Origin of the sequence: Pseudomonas sp. 3HC3 (assembly GCF_044904505.1) — a bacterium.
GTDB lineage: Bacteria > Pseudomonadota > Gammaproteobacteria > Pseudomonadales > Pseudomonadaceae > Aquipseudomonas > Aquipseudomonas putida_Y.
The window spans coordinates 146,025-163,608 of the sequence record NZ_JADDRH010000007.1 but is presented as its reverse complement, the minus strand read 5'-3'; the positions used below and the strand labels follow the sequence as shown (position 1 = coordinate 163,608).

At 63.1% G+C, this 17,584-nt stretch carries 14 protein-coding genes and 1 pseudogene; 14 read left to right on the top strand and 1 reads right to left on the bottom strand.

The window, feature by feature from the left end:
- Nucleotides 1–175 precede the first annotated feature (175 nt).
- From INQ47_RS13320 to INQ47_RS13255, 14 genes and pseudogenes are all read left to right on the top strand, one after another.
- Nucleotides 176–1,582 (top strand): amino acid permease, encoded by a 1,407-nt coding sequence (locus INQ47_RS13320; RefSeq protein ID WP_021782066.1) that lies wholly within the window; start codon nt 176–178, stop codon nt 1,580–1,582.
- A 239-nt stretch (nt 1,583–1,821) separates the two neighbouring features.
- Nucleotides 1,822–2,616 carry an enoyl-CoA hydratase/isomerase family protein gene (locus tag INQ47_RS13315; RefSeq protein WP_404701868.1) on the top strand — a complete coding sequence of 265 codons (795 nt, stop codon included), beginning with the start codon at nt 1,822–1,824 and terminating at the stop codon, nt 2,614–2,616.
- 33 nt (nt 2,617–2,649) lie between these two features.
- Entirely contained in the window at nt 2,650–3,810 is a 1,161-nt protein-coding gene (locus INQ47_RS13310) for an acyl-CoA dehydrogenase family protein (RefSeq protein ID WP_021782064.1), read from the top strand.
- Between the two features lie 17 nt (nt 3,811–3,827).
- On the top strand, nt 3,828–5,945 hold the full coding sequence (locus INQ47_RS13305) for an acetate--CoA ligase family protein (protein WP_404701867.1): 2,118 nt from the start codon (nt 3,828–3,830) through the stop codon (nt 5,943–5,945).
- Nucleotides 5,938–7,545, top strand: a complete 1,608-nt coding sequence (locus INQ47_RS13300; protein ID WP_404701866.1) for a 5-guanidino-2-oxopentanoate decarboxylase — start codon at nt 5,938–5,940, stop codon at nt 7,543–7,545. Before INQ47_RS13305 ends, INQ47_RS13300 begins: the two co-directional genes overlap by 8 nt.
- Before the next feature lie 34 nt (nt 7,546–7,579).
- Nucleotides 7,580–8,809 (top strand): alanine racemase, encoded by a 1,230-nt coding sequence (gene alr / locus INQ47_RS13295; RefSeq protein ID WP_404701865.1) that lies wholly within the window; start codon nt 7,580–7,582, stop codon nt 8,807–8,809.
- Nucleotides 8,810–8,833: 24 nt separating this feature from the next.
- Nucleotides 8,834–10,024 carry a pyridoxal phosphate-dependent aminotransferase gene (locus tag INQ47_RS13290; protein ID WP_404701864.1) on the top strand — a complete coding sequence of 397 codons (1,191 nt, stop codon included), beginning with the start codon at nt 8,834–8,836 and terminating at the stop codon, nt 10,022–10,024.
- Between the two features lie 98 nt (nt 10,025–10,122).
- Nucleotides 10,123–10,824 carry an NAD(P)H-dependent oxidoreductase gene (locus INQ47_RS13285; protein ID WP_021782059.1) on the top strand — a complete coding sequence of 234 codons (702 nt, stop codon included), beginning with the start codon at nt 10,123–10,125 and terminating at the stop codon, nt 10,822–10,824.
- A 208-nt stretch (nt 10,825–11,032) separates the two neighbouring features.
- Nucleotides 11,033–12,136 (top strand): polyamine ABC transporter substrate-binding protein, encoded by a 1,104-nt coding sequence (locus tag INQ47_RS13280; RefSeq protein ID WP_274119171.1) that lies wholly within the window; start codon nt 11,033–11,035, stop codon nt 12,134–12,136.
- Nucleotides 12,137–12,170: 34 nt separating this feature from the next.
- The gene (locus INQ47_RS13275; protein ID WP_404701863.1) at nt 12,171–13,583 is read left to right on the top strand and encodes an aminotransferase; all 1,413 of its coding nucleotides are present in this window, start codon (nt 12,171–12,173) and stop codon (nt 13,581–13,583) included.
- 53 nt (nt 13,584–13,636) lie between these two features.
- A complete protein-coding gene (locus tag INQ47_RS13270; RefSeq protein ID WP_404701862.1) occupies nt 13,637–14,485 on the top strand; it encodes a helix-turn-helix transcriptional regulator in 849 nt (282 codons plus the stop codon).
- Between the two features lie 227 nt (nt 14,486–14,712).
- Nucleotides 14,713–15,306, top strand: a complete 594-nt coding sequence (locus INQ47_RS13265; RefSeq protein WP_404701861.1) for a hypothetical protein — start codon at nt 14,713–14,715, stop codon at nt 15,304–15,306.
- Nucleotides 15,303–15,563 (top strand): annotated as a pseudogene (locus INQ47_RS13260) (tetratricopeptide repeat protein); the annotation flags it as partial. The gene INQ47_RS13265 and the pseudogene INQ47_RS13260, both read left to right, overlap by 4 nt.
- 102 nt (nt 15,564–15,665) lie before the next feature.
- Nucleotides 15,666–16,733 (top strand): hypothetical protein, encoded by a 1,068-nt coding sequence (locus INQ47_RS13255; protein WP_404701888.1) that lies wholly within the window; start codon nt 15,666–15,668, stop codon nt 16,731–16,733.
- Nucleotides 16,734–16,778: 45 nt separating this feature from the next.
- On the opposite strand, the gene INQ47_RS13250 is transcribed toward INQ47_RS13255, so the two are convergent.
- A complete protein-coding gene (locus tag INQ47_RS13250) occupies nt 16,779–17,510 on the bottom strand; it encodes a hypothetical protein (protein ID WP_404701860.1) in 732 nt (243 codons plus the stop codon).
- Between the last annotated feature and the right edge of the window lie 74 nt (nt 17,511–17,584).

The following is a 17,584-nucleotide window of genomic DNA, read 5'->3' as shown; positions in this document are numbered from 1 at the left end:
TTTACATCTTCGATCCGTTCGTACAACGGCGCCTTACATCCGTTTCCAATAATCCATGGCAACCGTGTTGCACGCGGTCCATGAGGCTTATTGGAGACAAGAATAATGACATGCCGTAGCGCTCATCCCCTCATTCGAACCCTCCCACGCACCGGCCGCAAAGGCGAGGTGTGCCATGACTGACAGCGTTGAAAAGATCCAGCTCACCCGCGCCCTGAAAAGCCGACACATCTTCATGCTGTCGCTGGGTGGGGTTATTGGCACCGGCCTGTTCATGGGCTCGGGCGTAACCATCAATCAGGGTGGGCCGGTGGGCGCGATCCTGGCTTACCTGGTCGCGGGCTTGCTGATGTACCTGGTGATGGTCTGCCTGGGTGAGCTGTCGGTGCAGATGCCGGTGTCCGGTTCGTTCCAGGCCCACGCCACCAAGTACATTGGCCCGGCCACCGGCTTCATGATCGGCTGGGTGTACTGGATGAGCTGGGCCACCACCGTAGGCCTGGAGTTCACCGCTGCCGGCATGTTGATGACCCGCTGGTTCCCGGAGGTGCCGATCTGGTACTGGTCGGCGCTGTTCGTGGTGGTGCTGTTCGGGCTCAACGCCCTGGCCACGCGTGCCTTTGGCGAGGCCGAGTACTGGTTCTCGGGCATCAAGGTGGCAACCATCCTCGGCTTCATCGTCATTGGCCTGCTGGTGATTTTCGGTGCCATCCCCCTGAGCAGCGGGGCACCCGCACCGATGCTGAACAACCTGGTGGGCGAGTCGCTGTTCCCCCACGGCCTGTCGGCAGTGTTCGCGGTGATGATGACTGTGGTCTATGCCTTCCAGGGCTGCGAAATCATGGGGGTGGCTGCCGGTGAGACCGAGCACCCGGAAAAGAGCATCCCGCGGGCGGTGCGCAACGTGGTGTTCCGCGTGCTGATCTTCTATGTGCTGGCGATTGCCGTGCTGTCGGCCATTGTGCCGCACGAGCAGGCCGGGCTGATGGAAAGCCCGTTCGTGCAGGTGTTCGACATGGTCGGCATCCCTTACGCCGCCGACTTGATGAACTTCGTCATCCTCACGGCCATCCTCTCGGTGGGTAACTCCGGGTTGTATGCCTCCACGCGCATCCTCTGGGCCATGTCCAAGACTGGCATGGCACCGAAAAGCCTGTCGCCGCTGAGCAAGCGCGGCGTGCCGCTGCGGGCGCTGAGCATCACCCTGTGCTTTGCGCTGATCTCGCTGATGACCAGCTTCGTTGCGGCTGACACGCTGTTCATGGTGCTGATGGCGGTGAGCGGTATGTCCGGCACCGTGACCTGGATCGTCATCGCTTTGGCGCAGTACCGCTTCCGCAAGGCCTGGCTGCGCGACGGCGGGCAAGTGCAGGACCTGAAGTACAAGGCGCCGCTGTACCCACTGGTGCCGCTGCTGTGCATCACCCTGTGCAGTTCGCTGTTCGTGTTCCTGGCGCTGGATGAAACCCAGCGGCCGTCACTGTACTGGGGCTTTGGCTTCATTGCCCTGTGCTATGCGGCGTACTTCTTCGTCAACCGCCGCCGGCAGGGGGCCTTCGAGCCCAGCGCACCAAGGGTTTGATGCCGTAGCTCGTCGGCGGCAGGTGTTGGTCGCTGCATTTTCAGTACCTGTAAGGTCTTGCGCCGCCCGTGCGGCGCGCGATCTCACAGGCCATAAAGCCGTCATGACGAACGCCCTTGTGTAACGCCAAACACCGAGTTGTGCGAAGTTGTAACAGCCCATCCCGCCTTGTTGAACACTCGTTTAGTATCTCTCTCGTCAAGCCCTCCAAAACCATCACAACAACACCGAGGCCCCCCATGACCACCCCGTCGTCGTCACTGTTGAGCAAGGTCGAAGCCGGCGTTGCCTGGATCACTCTCAACCGCCCCGAGCAGCGCAACGCGCTGGACATTCCCACCCTCAAGCAACTGCACGCCTTGCTCGACAGCCATGCCGACGACCCCGCCGTACGCGTGGTGGTGCTGACCGGCAGCGGCCGCAGCTTCTGCGCTGGCGCCGACCTGGCCGAATGGGCAGCCGCCGAAGCGGCGGGCACCCTGGAAAGCTACGGCTGGACCGAAACTGCTCATGCCCTGATGTTGCGCCTGCACAACCTCGACAAACCCACCATCGCCGGCATCAACGGCACCGCCGTGGGCGGTGGCATGGACCTCAGCCTGTGCTGCGACCTGCGCATCGCCGCCGCCTCGGCGCGCTTCAAGGCCGGCTACACCAGCATGGGCTACAGCCCCGATGCCGGCGCCAGCTGGCACCTGCCACGGCTGATCGGTAGCGAGCAGGCCAAGCGCCTGCTGTTCCTCGACGAGTTGTGGGGCGCCGATCGCGCCCTGGCCGCCGGTTTGGTCAGCGAAGTCTGTGCCGACGAGCAGTTGCCTGCCGTCGTCGCCGAGCTGGCCGGGCGCCTGGCCAACGGCCCGACCTTCGCCTATGCGCAGACCAAGCGGCTGATACGCGACGGTGCCCGGCGCACGCTGGCTGAACAGCTGGAAGCCGAGCGCCACGCCGGCCTGTTGTGTGGCCGCAGCCAGGATGGCGCCGAGGCCCTGCAAGCCTCGGTGGAACGTCGCGCCCCCCGTTTTACCGGCCAGTAATCCGATACCCGACCCTCATCAGGACCTTCGCAGATGAATTTCCAACTGACCCAAGAACAAGAAATGTTGGTGGAAGCGGTACGCAGCTTTGTTGCCAAAGAGCTGCTGCCCCATGAGGAAGCAGTGGACCGCGCCGACGCCGTGTCACCCGAGCTGGCAGCGCAGATCCGTGGCAAGGCCATCGCTGCCGGGTTCTATGCCTTCAACATGCCCGAGGAAGTGGGAGGGGGTGGCCTGGACTACCTGTCCCAGGCGCTGATCGAACGTGAGCTGTCCAAGGTGTCCTGGGCGCTGCATGTCTTCGTTGCGCGGCCGTCGAAAATCCTCATGGCCTGCAAGGACGAGCAGATCAACGACTACCTGTTGCCGTGTGTACAGGGCGAGAAGATCGACTGCTTCGCCCTCACCGAACCGGGCGCCGGCTCTGATGCCAACGCCATCAAGACCCGCGCCGTGCGCCAGGGCGATGACTTTGTCATCAACGGTAGCAAGCACTTCATCAGCCACGCGGGCCACGCCGATTTCGCCATTGTCTTCGCTGTCACCGACACCTACGAGCACAACGGGCGCAAGCGCAATGCGGTCACCGCCTTGCTGGTCGACCGGGGTACGCCGGGCATGACCATCCGCCGTGGTCCCAAGTGCGTGAGCAACCGTGGTTATCACACCTACGAGTTGTTCTTCGACGACTGCCGGGTGCCGGCCAGCAAGGTGCTGGGCGAAGTCGGCAAGGGCTGGGAAGTGGCCAACGCCTGGCTTACCGCCGGCCGGGTGATGGTCGCCGCCAACTGCGTGGGCCAGGCTCAGCGCGCCCTCGACCTGTCACTGCAATGGGCCGCCGACCGCAAGCAGTTCGGCCAGGCCATCGGCAGCTATCAGGGGGTGTCGTTCAAGCTGGCCGACATGGCCACTCAGATCCGCGCGGCCGAGATGCTCACCCTGCACACCGCCTGGAAGATGGACCAGGGCAACATGACCGACGGTGAGGCCGGCATGGCCAAGCTGTTTGCCAGTGAAGTGCTGGGCAAGGTCGCCGACGAAGCGGTGCAGATCTTCGGTGGCATGGGCCTGATGGATGAAGGGCCGGTTGAGCGCATCTGGCGCAATGCGCGTATCGAGCGCATCTGGGAGGGGACCTCGGAAATCCAGCGGCATATCATCGCCCGCGAACTGCTGCGCCCGCTGCTGCGCTGAGCGCCAGGAGAACACCCATGTCGCAATCGATTCGTGACAACCTCAAGCGCCTGCTGGCGCCCCGGCACCTGGCTTTTATCGGCGGGCGCAGCATGGCGCGGGCGCTCAAGCGCTGCGCCGAAGGTGGCTTTGCCGGTGAGCTGTGGCTGGTCAACCCGCAGCATGAAAGCCTCGAAGGCATCCCTTGCGTGGCACGGGTGGCCGACTTGCCCTACGCCCCGGACGCAGTGTTCATCGCCACCAACCGTGAGCTGACCCTGCAGTGCGTTGCCGAGCTGGCTGCACGCGGGGCCGGTGGCGCCATCTGCTACGCCTCGGGCTTTGCCGAAAGCGGCGAGGAGGGCTGCCAGTTGCAGCAACGCCTGCTCGACGTCGCCGGCAACATGGCCTTGCTCGGCCCCAACTGCTATGGCTTGCTCGACTACCTGCACGGTGCCGCCCTGTGGCCGGTGGCGCATGGTGGCCAGCAAGTGGAGAAGGGGGTGGCGATCCTTACGCAAAGTGGCAACTTCGCCTACAACCTGTCCATGAGCGACCGCTCCCTGCCGGTGGCCTACATGGCCTCGGTCGGCAACCAGGCGCAACTGGGCGTGGCCGAGCTGATGGATGTGCTGCTCGACGACCCACGGGTAACCGCCATCGGCCTGCACCTGGAAGGCCTGAAGAACGTGCCGGGCTTCGCCCGCGCCGCTTGCAAGGCGCTGCAGCAGGGCACGCCGATCATTGCATTGAAGACCGGCGTTTCGCAGATCGGCGCTGAACTGGCGCTCAGCCACACCAGCTCGTTGTCCGGCTCTGATGCGTTGTACGACAGCCTGTTCCAGCGCCTGGGGGTGATCCGCGTCAGCGGCCCGGTGAGCTTTGTCGAAACGCTCAAGGCCGCAGCCTGCGGACGCTTGCCGGCAGATGGCGAGCTGATTGCGCTGGCCTGCTCAGGCGGCGATGCCGGGCTGATTGCCGACTATGCCGAACGCAACCATCTGCAACTGCCGAAGCTCGAGCAAGGGCAGGTGGCGGCACTGGCCGAGGTGTTGCCGGGCTATGCCAACCTGGTCAACCCACTGGACTTCACTACGGCCATCTGGGGCGATGAAGCCGCCCTGCAACGTATGCTCGACAGCACCCTGAGCGGCGCCGCCGGTGCGGCGATGCTGGTGCTGGACTACCCGGCGGCGTTCACCGGCGAGCGCAAGGAATGTGACCTGCTGCTGGGGCTGTACTGCGATGCCGTTGAACGCCACGGCAAGGTCGGCTTCGTCACCTCGGCTTTCCCGGAACTGTTGCCTGCCAGTGCGCGTGAGCGCCTGCATACGCGGGGCATCGCAGCGCTGCAGGGCGTAGAAGACGGCCTGGCGGCCTGGGGCCGTCTCGTCGCTTACCAAAGGAACCGCCAGCGGTTGCTGGACCAGGGCGAGGCTGTGCGGGTACCGCTTTGCCCGCAGTCCCTCACGGGCGAAAGCCGACTGTTGGACGAATGGCAATCCAAGCAGGCCCTGCGCGCCTTCGGCCTGCCCGTGCCTGCGGGCGTGCTGAGTACACCCGAATGCGCCGTGGCAGACGCCGCCCGCGTGGGTTACCCGCTGGTACTGAAGGCTGTCAGCGCGCAGCTGCCGCACAAGACCGAAGCTGGCGCCGTGGCGTTGAACCTGCGCGATGCCCGCGCCCTGGAAGCTGCACTGGTGCAGATGCGCCAGTGCATCGCTGACTACGCCCCGCAGGTTGCGTTTGATCAGGTGCTGCTCGAGCCCATGGCCGAGCCGCCCTTGGCCGAGCTCATAGTGGGCATCAAGCGTGAACACGACTTTGCCCTGGCCCTGGTGATCGGTGCCGGCGGCGTGTTGGTCGAACTGCTCAAGGACAGTGTCAGCCTGTTGTTGCCCACCACCGACAGCGCCATCCGCGCCGCACTGCTGAACCTGCGCAGTGCCAGCCTGCTGCAAGGCTTCCGTGGCCGTCCGGCCGCCAACCTCGATGCCTTGGTCTCGGCCATCCGCGCAGTCGCCGATTACGCCTGCGAAAACGCCGGGCAGTTGCTGGAGCTGGATGTGAACCCATTGATGGTCGGTGCCAACGGCACCACCGCGGTCGACGCGCTGATCCGCCTTGGCCAGGCGCAAGGAGAACGACATGAATGACCTTACCCTGACGGCCGGCCAGGCGCTGGTGCGGTTGTTGGCCAACTACGGCGTGGAGACCGTGTTCGGCATCCCCGGGGTACACACTCTTGAGCTGTACCGTGGTCTGCCGGGCAGCGGCATTCGCCATGTATTGACCCGCCACGAGCAGGGCGCCGGCTTCATGGCCGATGGCTATGCGCGGGTCAGTGGCAAGCCGGGGGTGTGCTTCGTCATTACCGGCCCGGGCGTGACCAACGTCGCCACCCCAATCGGCCAAGCCTATGCCGACTCGGTGCCGATGCTGGTGATTTCCAGCGTCAACCACACCGCCAGCCTGGGCAAGGGCTGGGGCTGCCTGCATGAAACCCAGGACCAGCGCGCGATGACTGCGCCCATCACGGCGTTTTCTGCGGTGGCCCTGCGGGGCGACGACTTGCCCGAGCTGATCGCGCGTGCCTGGGCAGTGTTCGATAGCGAACGACCGCGCCCGGTGCATATTTCGGTGCCCCTGGACGTGCTGGCGGCATCGGTCAGCCGGGACTGGAGCGATGAGGTGGTACGTCGGCCGGGGCGTGGCCAGCCGTGCCGCGAAACCCTCGAACAGGCTGCCCTGAAGCTCGCCGCCGCCAAGCGGCCGATGATCATTGCCGGTGGGGGCGCGTTGCACGCGGCTGAACAGTTGCAGCAACTCAGTGCACGGCTGGCGGCGCCTCTGTTCACCAGCGTGGCCGGCAAGGGCTTGCTGCCGCCAGATGCGCCACTCAATGCCGGCGCCAGCCTGTGCGTCGAACCCGGCTGGCAGTTGATCAGCCAGGCTGATGTGGTGCTTGCCGTAGGCACCGAAATGGCCGACACCGACTTCTGGCGCGAACGCCTGCCGATCCGCGGCGAGCTGCTGCGCGTCGACATCGACCCGCGCAAGTTCAACGATTTCTACCCCTGTGGCATTGCCCTGCAGGGCGATGCCCGGCAAACCGTGGACGGTTTGCTCGAACACCTGCCCGCACTTCAGCGTGACCCGGCTCAGGCCAGTGAGGCGGTGGCCAACCTGCGCCAGGCCATCCGCAGTGGGCATGCCCCGTTGCAGGCCACGCACCAGGCCATTCTGGACCGTATCGCCGCCGTACTGCCCGACGATGCCTTCATCAGTAGCGACATGACCCAGCTGGCCTATACCGGCAACTACGCCTTCGCCAGCCGGGCACCACGCAGCTGGCTACACCCCACCGGCTACGGCACCCTCGGCTACGGCCTGCCGGCCGGCATTGGTGGCATGTTCGCCAGCGACCACCGCCCCGGCCTGGTACTGGTGGGTGATGGCGGCTTCCTGTACACCGCGCAGGAACTGGCCACTGCCGTCGAGGAGCTGCACCGGCCGCTGGTGGTGTTGCTTTGGAACAATGACGCCCTCGGCCAGATCCGCGACGATATGCTCGGCCTGGATATCGAGCCGGTCGGCGTGCTACCGCGCAACCCGGATTTCATCGGCCTGGCCCGCGCCTTCGGTTGCACAACGCACCAGCCACGCGACCTGGACGCGTTGCAGGCCGACCTGGCCAGCGGCTTCGCCACACCCGGCGTGACGTTCATCGAACTCAAACACACCTGCGTCTGTTAAGGCGCGCACAACGACAAGAACACGAGTAACCACCATGCCCTTTCGCCGTACCCTTCTGGCTGCATCCCTGGCACTTCTGATCACCGGCCAGGCCCCCCTGTATGCGGCACCCCCGTTGTCGATGGGCAACGGCACCAACGCCCTGACCGTGCAAAACAGCAACGCCTGGGTCGAGGTCAGTGCCAGCGCCCTGCAACACAACATCCGCACCCTGCAGGCTGAATTGGCTGGCAAGTCCAGGCTGTGCGCCGTGCTCAAGGCCGATGCCTATGGCCATGGTATCGGTCTGGTGATGCCGTCGATCATCGCCCAGGGCGTGCCCTGCGTGGCGGTGGCCAGCAACGAGGAGGCCCGGGTGGTCCGCGCCAGCGGCTTCACCGGGCAACTGGTGCGGGTCCGTGCGGCCAGCCTGAGCGAGCTGGAAGATGCCTTGCAGTACGACATGGAAGAGCTGGTTGGCAGCGCTGAGTTCGCCCGCCAGGCTGATGCCATCGCCGCGCGCCATGGCAAGACCCTGCGCATCCATCTGGCATTCAACTCCAGCGGCATGAGCCGTAACGGAGTGGAGATGGCCACCTGGTCCGGCCGCGGTGAAGCGCTGCAGATTACCGACCAGAAGCACCTCGAACTGGTTGCGCTGATGACCCACTTCGCCGTGGAAGACAAGGACGATGTACGCAAGGGCCTGGCGGCATTCAACGAGCAGACCGACTGGTTGATCAAGCACGCCAGGTTAGACCGCAGCAAGCTCACCCTGCACGCCGCCAACTCGTTCGCTACGCTGGAAGTGCCGGAAGCGCGCCTGGACATGGTACGAACGGGGGGCGCGCTGTTCGGCGACACCGTGCCGGGGCGCACCGAGTACAAACGTGCAATGCAGTTCAAATCGCGCGTGGCGGCGGTGCACAGCTATCCGGCCGGCAACACCGTGGGCTATGACCGCACCTTCACCCTGGCCCGTGATTCGCGTCTGGCCAACATTACGGTCGGGTACTCCGACGGCTACCGCCGGGTATTCACCAACAAGGGCCATGTGCTGATCAACGGCCACCGTGTGCCGGTCGTGGGCAAGGTGTCGATGAACACGCTGATGGTCGATGTCACCGACTTCCCTGATGTGAAGGGGGGTAACGAAGTGGTGCTGTTCGGCAAGCAGGCCGGGGGCGAAATCACCCAGGCCGAGATGGAAGAAATCAACGGCGCGTTGCTCGCCGATTTGTACACCGTATGGGGCAGTTCCAACCCGAAGATGCTCGTCGACTGAAATTGCCATTGAAAGGAGATTGCCATGCGCTACGCCAAGCTCACCCAACGCATCGCCGGCGACGGGGCCGCGGCCTGGGACATCCACTACCGCGCCCTGGCGCTGCAGGCCGAGGGCAAGGACATCCTGCTGCTGTCGGTGGGTGACCCGGACTTCGACACGCCCGCGCCTATCGTCGAGGCGGCCATCGACAGCCTGCGCGCTGGCCATACCCATTACGCCGATGTACGCGGCAAGCTGGCGCTGCGCCAGGCCATCGCCAACCGTCACCGGCAACGCAGCGGCCAGGCGGTGAGCGCCGACCAGGTGACGGTGCTGGCGGGTGCCCAGTGCGCGTTGTTCTGCGTGGCCCAGTGCATACTCGACCCAGGCGACGAGGTGATCGTTGCCGAACCGATGTATGTCACTTACGAGGCCGTGTTCGGTGCCTGCGGCGCCAAGGTGGTGCCGGTACCGGTCAAGCCCGAGAATGGCTTTCGCGTGTGCCCGCGTGACGTCGCCGAGTGCATTACCCCGCGCACCCGCGCCCTGGCCCTGAACAGCCCGCACAACCCTTCAGGGGCGAGCCTGCCGCGCGCCACCTGGGAAGCGCTGGCTGAACTGTGCGTTGCCCATGACCTGTGGCTGATCTCTGACGAGGTCTACAGCGAGCTGCTGTATGAAGGCGAGCATGTCAGCCCCGGCAGCCTACCGGGCATGGCCGAGCGCACCGCAACGCTGAACAGCCTGTCGAAATCGCATGCCATGACCGGCTGGCGTATTGGATGGGTGGTCGGTTCGACAGCGCTGGCCACGCATCTGGAAAACCTCGCCCTGTGCATGCTCTACGGCTTGCCGGACTTCGTCCAGGATGCTGCCGTGGTGGCGCTGGAGCAGCCGTTGCCCGAGCTGGCCGCCATGCGCGAGGCCTACCGCCAGCGGCGCGATCTGGTGTGCGAGCAGCTGGCTGGCTGCCCGGGCCTGAAGGCGTTGAAGCCCGATGGTGGCATGTTCGTGATGGTCGACATCCGTGAAACCGGCGTTAGCGCCCAGGCCTTTGCCGACTACCTGCTGGACAGCCAGGGCGTGTCGGTGCTTGCCGGCGAAGCGTTCGGCCCCAGTGCTGCCGGGCATATCCGCCTGGGCCTGGTGCTGGGCAATGCGGCGCTGGTCGATGCCTGCCAGCGCATTGCCCGCTGTGCCGGCGAACTGATGCACGGGCAGACGGTTGCGTGAGCACTCTGTCCAGCGTACGCGCCGCCTGTGCCTGGAGGAAGGCGCGTGCTGCTGAACCACTGCGGCAAGATAACCTGTTTTGTGTGAGGAGAATGCTTGTGAATGTACTGATCGTCCATGCTCACCCCGAGCCGCAATCGTTCACGGCTGCCCTGCGTGATCAGGCGGTGGAAACCTTTCGCGCCCAAGGCCATCAGGTGCAGGTCAGCGACTTGTACGCGATGGGCTGGAACCCGGTAGCCAGTGCCGATGACTTTACCCAGCGCGAGAACCCTGAGTACCTCGTGTATGCGCTGGAGCAGCGTCAGGGCGTCAAGCGCGGTGCCCTTGCCGCAGACATCCAGCAGGAGCTGGACAAACTGTTGTGGGCCGATTTGCTGGTGTTGAACTTCCCGATCTTCTGGTTCTCGGCACCGGCCATGCTCAAGGGCTGGATCGACCGGGTGCTGGTGTCGGGGGTGTGCTATGGCGGCAAGCGCTTCTACGACCAGGGCGGGTTGGCCGGCAAGAGGGCGCTGGTGACCGTGACCCTGGGCGGGCGCGAGCACATGTTTGGCGACGGCGCGATTCACGGGCCGCTGGAAGACATGCTGCGGCCGATCCTGCGTGGCACGCTGGCCTATGTCGGGTTCGAGGTGCTGCCGCCGTTCGTGGCCTGGCACGTGCCTTACATCAGTGCGGATGCGCGGCAGGACTTTCTGCAGCAATACCGGCAGCGTCTGGAGCAGCTCTCGGACGACCAGCCACTGGTGTTCCCGCGCCTGGCGCAGTTCGATGAAGCGTTGTACCCCCTCAGCTGACACCCCACGCTGCTCTCAAGGCTGGCGGTAAGCCTGCAGAAGGTTGCCCAGCCTTTGGAGCCCTCGCTAAGTCAACGCATTAGCGGTTGTTCCCTGAGAGCGGCACTAAATACGGCTACCCACACATTCGGGGTATGTCACCCTTGGGCGAATCCACCGATAGTGAACTCATCGGCTCGATCCGGAGCACTCACACGATGGAGTTGCCATGCGCAAGGTACTGAAGGTGATGGGCGGTCTGCTGCTGGCGTCTGGCGCCAGCCTGGCCCAGGCGGCAGAGGTGGACAGCGGTAACACGTTACGGTTGTACAACTGGACCGACTACATCGGCGAAACCACCCTGGCCGACTTCGAGAAGGCCACCGGCATCAAGGTCATCTACGACACCTTCGATGGCTACGAAACCGTGCAGACCAAACTGCTCACCGGCCGTTCCGGCTACGATCTGGTCATGCTCAACGCCTCGCTTGTCCCCCCGCTGATCAGCGCCGGCGTGTTCCAGGCACTGGACAAGCAGCAACTGCCTAGCTGGCACAACCTCGACCAGCAGGTGGTAAACAACCTGCAGGGTTACGACCCCGGCCTGAAGTATTCGGCGCCCTACACCTGGGGCAGTTCGGGAGTCACCTACAACGTCGACAAGATCACCGCACGCATGCCCGACGCGCCGATCGGTTCGCTGGCCATGTTGTTCGACCCCAGGATCGTCTCGCGCTTCGCCGACTGCGGCGTCACCCTGATGGACGCGCCCACCGAGGTCATCCCGCTGGCCCTGCAGTACCTGGGCAAGGACCCGCGCAGTGCGTCTCCGGCCGACCTCAAGGCGGCCGAACAACTGCTGCTGGGTATCCGCCCCTACATTCGCAAGTTCGACTCGGTCAACTACCTCACCAGCCTGCCCAACGGCGATGTCTGCCTGGCGCTGACCTGGTCCGGTGACTACGCCACCGCCCAGGCCCGTGCGGTGGAAGCGAAGAAGGACATCAAACTGTCGTTCTTCATCCCCCAGGAAGGTTCGCTGATCTGGTTCGACAACCTGTACATCCCCAAGGATGCGCCGCACGCGGCCAACGCGCACCGCTTCATCGAGTTCTTGTTGCAGCCGCAGACCATGGCCAAGGTCACCAACTACATCCACTACGCCAACAGCAACGCTGCCGCTACCGCGCTGGTGCGTGATGACATTCGCCAGGACCCGGCCATCTACCCCGACGCACCCACCCGCGAACGGCTGTTCGCACAGAAAACCCAGAGCCCGAAGGACATGCGCGCCATCACCCGGGTCTGGAGCACGGTCAAGACCGGTTTCTGAACACCGCCCAACGATTCCCGCCAAGGAGCTGCCCATGGCCACCCCAAGCAAAGCATTCGCCATTGCCCACGACCCGCTGGTGGACGCCGACAAGGCCCACTACATGCACGGCTACCATGTGTTCGACGAGCACCGCGAGCAAGGTGCATTGAACATCGTCGCCGGTGAGGGCGCCTACATTCGCGACACCCATGGCAACCGTTTCCTCGATGCCGTCGGCGGCATGTGGTGCACCAACATTGGCCTGGGCCGTGAGGAAATGGCCGTGGCCATCGCTGACCAGGTGCGCCAGCTGGCCTACTCCAACCCGTTCTCCGACATGGCCAACGACGTCGCCATCGAACTGTGCCAGAAGCTCGCGCAGCTGGCGCCGGGTGACTTGAACCATGTGTTCCTCACCACAGGCGGCTCCACCGCAGTCGATACGGCTTACCGGCTGATCCAGTACTACCAGAACTGCCGCGGCAAGCCGCACAAGAAGCACATCATCGCCCGTTACAACGCCTACCACGGCTCCACCACCCTGACCATGTCGATTGGCAACAAGGCCGCCGACCGGGTGCCGGAGTTCGATTACCACCACGACCTGATCCACCACGTCTCCAACCCCAACCCGTACCGCGCGCCAGACGACATGGACGAGGCGGAGTTCCTCGACTTTCTGGTAGCGGAGTTCGAGAACAAGATCCTTTCGCTGGGTGCCGACAACGTGGCGGCGTTCTTCGCCGAGCCGATCATGGGTTCGGGCGGGGTGATCATTCCGCCCAAGGGGTACTTCCAGCGCATGTGGCAGCTGTGCCAGACCTACGACATCCTGTTCGTCGCCGACGAAGTGGTGACCTCGTTCGGGCGCCTGGGCACCTTCTTCGCCAGCGAGGAACTGTTTGGCGTCATCCCTGACATCATCACCACCGCCAAAGGCCTGACCTCGGCATACCTGCCGCTGGGCGCGTGTATTTTTTCCGAGCGCATCTGGCAAGTGATTGCCGAGCCGGGCAAGGGCCGTTGCTTCACCCACGGTTTCACCTACAGCGGCCACCCGGTGTGTTGCACGGCGGCGCTGAAGAACATCGAGATCATCGAGCGCGAGCAACTGCTCGATCATGTCAAGGACGTGGGGGGTTACCTTGAGCAACGTTTGCAGAGCCTGCGCGAGCTGCCGCTGGTGGGGGATGTGCGCTGCATGAAGCTGATGGCCTGTGTCGAGTTCGTCGCCAACAAGACCAGCAAGGCACTGTTCGCCGATGAGGTGAACATCGGCGAGCGGATCCACAGCAAGGCGCAGGAAAAAGGCTTGCTGGTGCGTCCGATCATGCACCTGAACGTGATGTCGCCTCCGTTGATCATTACCCATGCACAGGTGGACGAGATCGTCGAGACCCTGCGCCAGTGCATCATCGAAACCGCGCGTGAACTCACGGCGCTTGGCCTGTACCAAGGCCGATGAACCTGGCGCAAAGGGCTGTGCGCGGGCGTGCCTGGCAGGCTAGACTGCCGGGCATGACCCAGGCCTCTCCCGACACCCCGCTTACCCTCACAATGGGCGCGCTGCAGCAGTGGCACGCGGCGTTGCAACGCGCCCTGGCCCATGGCGAAACCCCCGAGGCGCTGGAGTATGTGGCCGCTGCCATCGGCCAGTTGGTGCAGGTGGAGTCGATGATGATCAGCCTTGAGTGCCAGGGGCGGGCACCGCAGTTGCTGTACCAGCAAGGCATCCCCGAACGGCACCGGGCCGCCGTGCTGGAGCGCTATTTCAGTGCCGGCTACCTGCTGGACCCTTTCTGCCTTGCCGTGCAAAGCGGCCTGGCCGAAGGCTTCTACCACCTGCAGGAAATCGCCCCCGACAACTTCTTCGACAGCGACTACTACAAGGCCTATTACCTGGGTACAGGTTGCAGTGAGGACAGCTACTACATCGTCGACCTCAGCGCAGGCCGCAAGCTGTCGCTGAGCCTGTTCCAGGGCTGCAGCGGCACCCGCCTGAATGCCGGGCAAGTCGACCTGTTGCGTGCACTGGAGCCGATGGTACGCGAACTGCTGGGGCGCTATGCCCGGCACAACCTGGAACCGGGCGCTGCATCAACCGAGCGTGGCAGCCTGCAGGCAGCGTTCGACAGCTTTGGCTGCCAGGTGCTGACCGACCGCGAGCGGGAAGTGGCGCACATGATCTTGCGCGGGCACTCGGTGAAGTCTACCGCGCTGGAGCTGGGTATCTCGCCGGAGACCGTGCGCATGCACCGCAAGAACCTGTACATGAAACTTGAGATCAACTCGCAATCTGAGTTGTTTGCACGGTTTATCGACTGGTTACGCGGTGATCAGCTGGAAATCCATAGCGTAACGCGGTGATCAATGCCCTGCGGCTGACGTACATGCCGTCGGGGCATTTCACAAGGCGCACCGGTATCTTCTTCGCTGCTCAGCCCTCGCGGAACAATGTCCGGCCGAGGGCCTTTCCTGGCTAACTGGAGTCACTCGTCGCCGGCCACTGGCTAGTGGCGCTATGGTGGCTAAGCTTAGCGTTCTGTACGCTGCTCAACTGAGCAATCTGGTGCGCAATTTACAAGGACGAAGTCATGGACGCTGAAAGGGATAGCAGAAACATTACCGGTATCATTCGGGCCTACGGCGGGAGCGCGTTGTCGTTGTCTCCTGGTCAAAATGCTGAAGTACAAAGCCCGGGCATCTATGTGATCTATTTTGTCACGGACAGCAGGCAGGGCACTTGTCTCCCCCTCTACTGCGGGTTCACTTCGCGCTCAATCAGTCAAAGGCTTTATGAGCAATCCCAGCCTGGCGGCCAGATCCACAAAATGCGTACTCTTGGCGGGGTCGAGACTAACAATGGCCTAAAGATTGCGACTGCTGGAGGCGAGGTCTACGTTGGCTACATCGAATGCCAGGGCATGCTTGGGAAATTGATCGAAAGCAGCTTGCTCCTGAACTACGATTTCTTACTCAACGCGTCGGAGAATGAGCGACGGCGTCAACTCGATGTCACCGGGCTTCTGGATACCGAGTCCACCTGGGCTGCGCTCACGGATACAGATGTTGCCAGAGCTGCGATTGGCGATGACTGGAATGACGGTGTTGAGAATACTGTCAACGAAGCTATCGATGATGCGAGGACGATGAAGCTTTACCTGGAACAATTCAGGGGTCTTGCGTGAGCGTGCAGGGCCTGACTTCGAAATATGGTGTGCTCCGGACCCTCCCGGAAGGCTGCTCGCAGGAGGCGGTATCAGTCCGACTTGAGGAGGGCTGTAGCCTCTGCGACCAGGGGGATTATGAGGCCGCTGAGGCCTGCTTTCGTGCCATTGTGCAGCAGATCCCTCACTCGGCTGCTGGCCACAACAATCTTGCTTGGGCCTTACAGCAGTTGGGGCGCAATGAGGATGCGATTTCGAGCTACAAAGTTGCAATCAGCCTGCAGCCAACGTTCAACCTAGCCAGGGCTAACTTGGCCTTTCTACTTGCAACACTATATGGCTACATAGGGCAACATGACTCGGCCCGAGCTATGTGGAGGATGCTGGAAGAACTGTACCCGCGCGATCCAGAAATCCTGGATAACCTCGTCAGCACCTCATTGCGGGCTCACGACCTTGTCGACGCAGGTGTGTGGGCCGCGCACTATGCCACTGTAACTCGCGGGGTTGAGCGAACGTTATCTCAACCCGATACTTCCCAGCGTCCTGGTGTTCCAACTGGGGCTTCGCGGGCGAAGCTGGCCCACGACCTCGAACAGTTACGCTATTTGCGAGACCATGGGCTGATTGGTCCGCAGCTTGTGGCGGAAATTGCCGCGTATGAGGCAGTTCTCCAACGATACGATCACGCTGACAATTCTTTGAGGCCCCCGGTCGTGGTCGCGCCACTGCCAGCGTGCTACGGGCGGAATGTCTACCAACTGAACGCGCCGCGCCTGCCCGAAGGGGCCTTGAACCTGAGCCCGGCTCTGCTCCAGGCAGAGCGGGATTACCAGGAAAGCCCGCTGGGCCTTGTCGTGATCGATGACTTTCTGTCAGCAGATGCGCTGGCGCTCCTACAGGCGTTCTGTTTGCAATCCACCATCTGGCACACCGACCGCTATGCACATGGTCGACTAGGGGCGTTCTTCAGGGATGGCTTCAACTGTCCGCTATTGCTGCAGGTCGCAGAGGAAATTCGGCGTTTCTTCCCCGAACTGATAGGCGTGCATCACCCACTACTGCAGATGTGGGGATTCAAGTACCAGCATGATCAGCCAGCGACAAACCCACACGCTGACTTCGCCGCTGTGAACGTGAACTTTTGGATTACACCTGACGAGGCCAATCTTGATCACGATTCTGGAGGGCTTGTGATCTACGACGTCGAAGCGCCCCTGGACTGGGACTTCGAAACCTACAATCGGCACGGTGACCGGATTGTGGCGTTCCTGGAAGAGTCTGGGGCTCGCCCAGCGATCATTCCCTACCGTTGCAATAGAGCCATCATCTTCAATTCCGACCTGTTCCACGCGACCGCGCCACTGGCTTTCCGCACGGGCTACGTCAACCAACGGGTGAATGTGACCCTGCTCTATGGCGAGCGTGACCGATCACAGGGGCAATGAGACTGCCGAGCCCGGTTGGGAAGGGCACCGGGCTGGCAGTTTCGGTCATTCGCTTTGTGTCTCGATCTTCACCTGCAGACTTCCCTGGTTGTCTTTCAGGCCCGCCCCATAAATCCCGTTGATGTCATCGTTGATGCACAGCAGCAATAGACCAGACTGTCCTGCTGGCACTTTGACCTGCGGTCCGACCAAGAACGGAGCGTTGTTCCCGAGGCGTCCGATCAACGCCCCCTCAAACGCACCGGGCAACGTGTAGCCTTCTTTTGCTCGGTAGCTAGTGTTGCCAGCGGGGCCTACCTTCCCTGTGGCAGGGTTGGCCGTCCAGGAACCCTCCGCAGTTATGAGGGTGATTTGACGACCCGTCACTGTGACACCAGTCGACTGCCAGGCTTGGTTAGCCTGGATAGTCACGGCGACCGGGTACAGGATGTTGACCGCATCGCTGACGCTCTCTGCGCTGAAGCCTGCTTTCGTGAGTGCTTCAGTCATCTCAGTAGCCGCAGTGGCTGGTAAAACCTTTGGGCTGAGAATGGTCGTCCCGACCTCAAGTGCGGTCATGGCGGGATAGAGCGAATGCAGGATGGTTGCCAGCTGAGTCGCGGTCAGGGGGGAGAAGACTTCAATGACGGCTTCAGCCACGGTGGTACTGTCCTCGGTTGATCCAAGGGCCCGAGACTGCGACTGGGGCTGGGAAAGAGCGCTTCTTATCGCATCTAGAGGGCTCAGGCCTTGCTGTTTCAACGACTGCAGGATGCTGATCAAAGACTCGGTGCTCATGTTGGATTCCTTTCGTAGACACTGACTGTTATCGGGGTGGGTGACGCATGTGAACGGGTAGATCCTGTTGCTCG

Bases quoted from the DNA above. Each gene is read 5' to 3' on its own strand.
- INQ47_RS13320 (WP_021782066.1), top strand. From the start codon at position 176: ATGACTGACAGCGTTGAAAAGATCCAGCTCACCCGCGCCCTGAAAAGC.
- INQ47_RS13315 (WP_404701868.1), top strand. From the start codon at position 1,822: ATGACCACCCCGTCGTCGTCACTGTTGAGCAAGGTCGAAGCCGGCGTT.
- INQ47_RS13310 (WP_021782064.1), top strand. From the start codon at position 2,650: ATGAATTTCCAACTGACCCAAGAACAAGAAATGTTGGTGGAAGCGGTA.
- INQ47_RS13305 (WP_404701867.1), top strand. From the start codon at position 3,828: ATGTCGCAATCGATTCGTGACAACCTCAAGCGCCTGCTGGCGCCCCGG.
- INQ47_RS13300 (WP_404701866.1), top strand. From the start codon at position 5,938: ATGAATGACCTTACCCTGACGGCCGGCCAGGCGCTGGTGCGGTTGTTG.
- alr (WP_404701865.1), top strand. From the start codon at position 7,580: ATGCCCTTTCGCCGTACCCTTCTGGCTGCATCCCTGGCACTTCTGATC.
- INQ47_RS13290 (WP_404701864.1), top strand. From the start codon at position 8,834: ATGCGCTACGCCAAGCTCACCCAACGCATCGCCGGCGACGGGGCCGCG.
- INQ47_RS13280 (WP_274119171.1), top strand. From the start codon at position 11,033: ATGCGCAAGGTACTGAAGGTGATGGGCGGTCTGCTGCTGGCGTCTGGC.
- INQ47_RS13275 (WP_404701863.1), top strand. From the start codon at position 12,171: ATGGCCACCCCAAGCAAAGCATTCGCCATTGCCCACGACCCGCTGGTG.
- INQ47_RS13270 (WP_404701862.1), top strand. From the start codon at position 13,637: ATGACCCAGGCCTCTCCCGACACCCCGCTTACCCTCACAATGGGCGCG.
- INQ47_RS13265 (WP_404701861.1), top strand. From the start codon at position 14,713: ATGGACGCTGAAAGGGATAGCAGAAACATTACCGGTATCATTCGGGCC.
- INQ47_RS13255 (WP_404701888.1), top strand. From the start codon at position 15,666: ATGCTGGAAGAACTGTACCCGCGCGATCCAGAAATCCTGGATAACCTC.
- INQ47_RS13250 (WP_404701860.1), bottom strand. From the start codon at position 17,510: ATGAGCACCGAGTCTTTGATCAGCATCCTGCAGTCGTTGAAACAGCAA.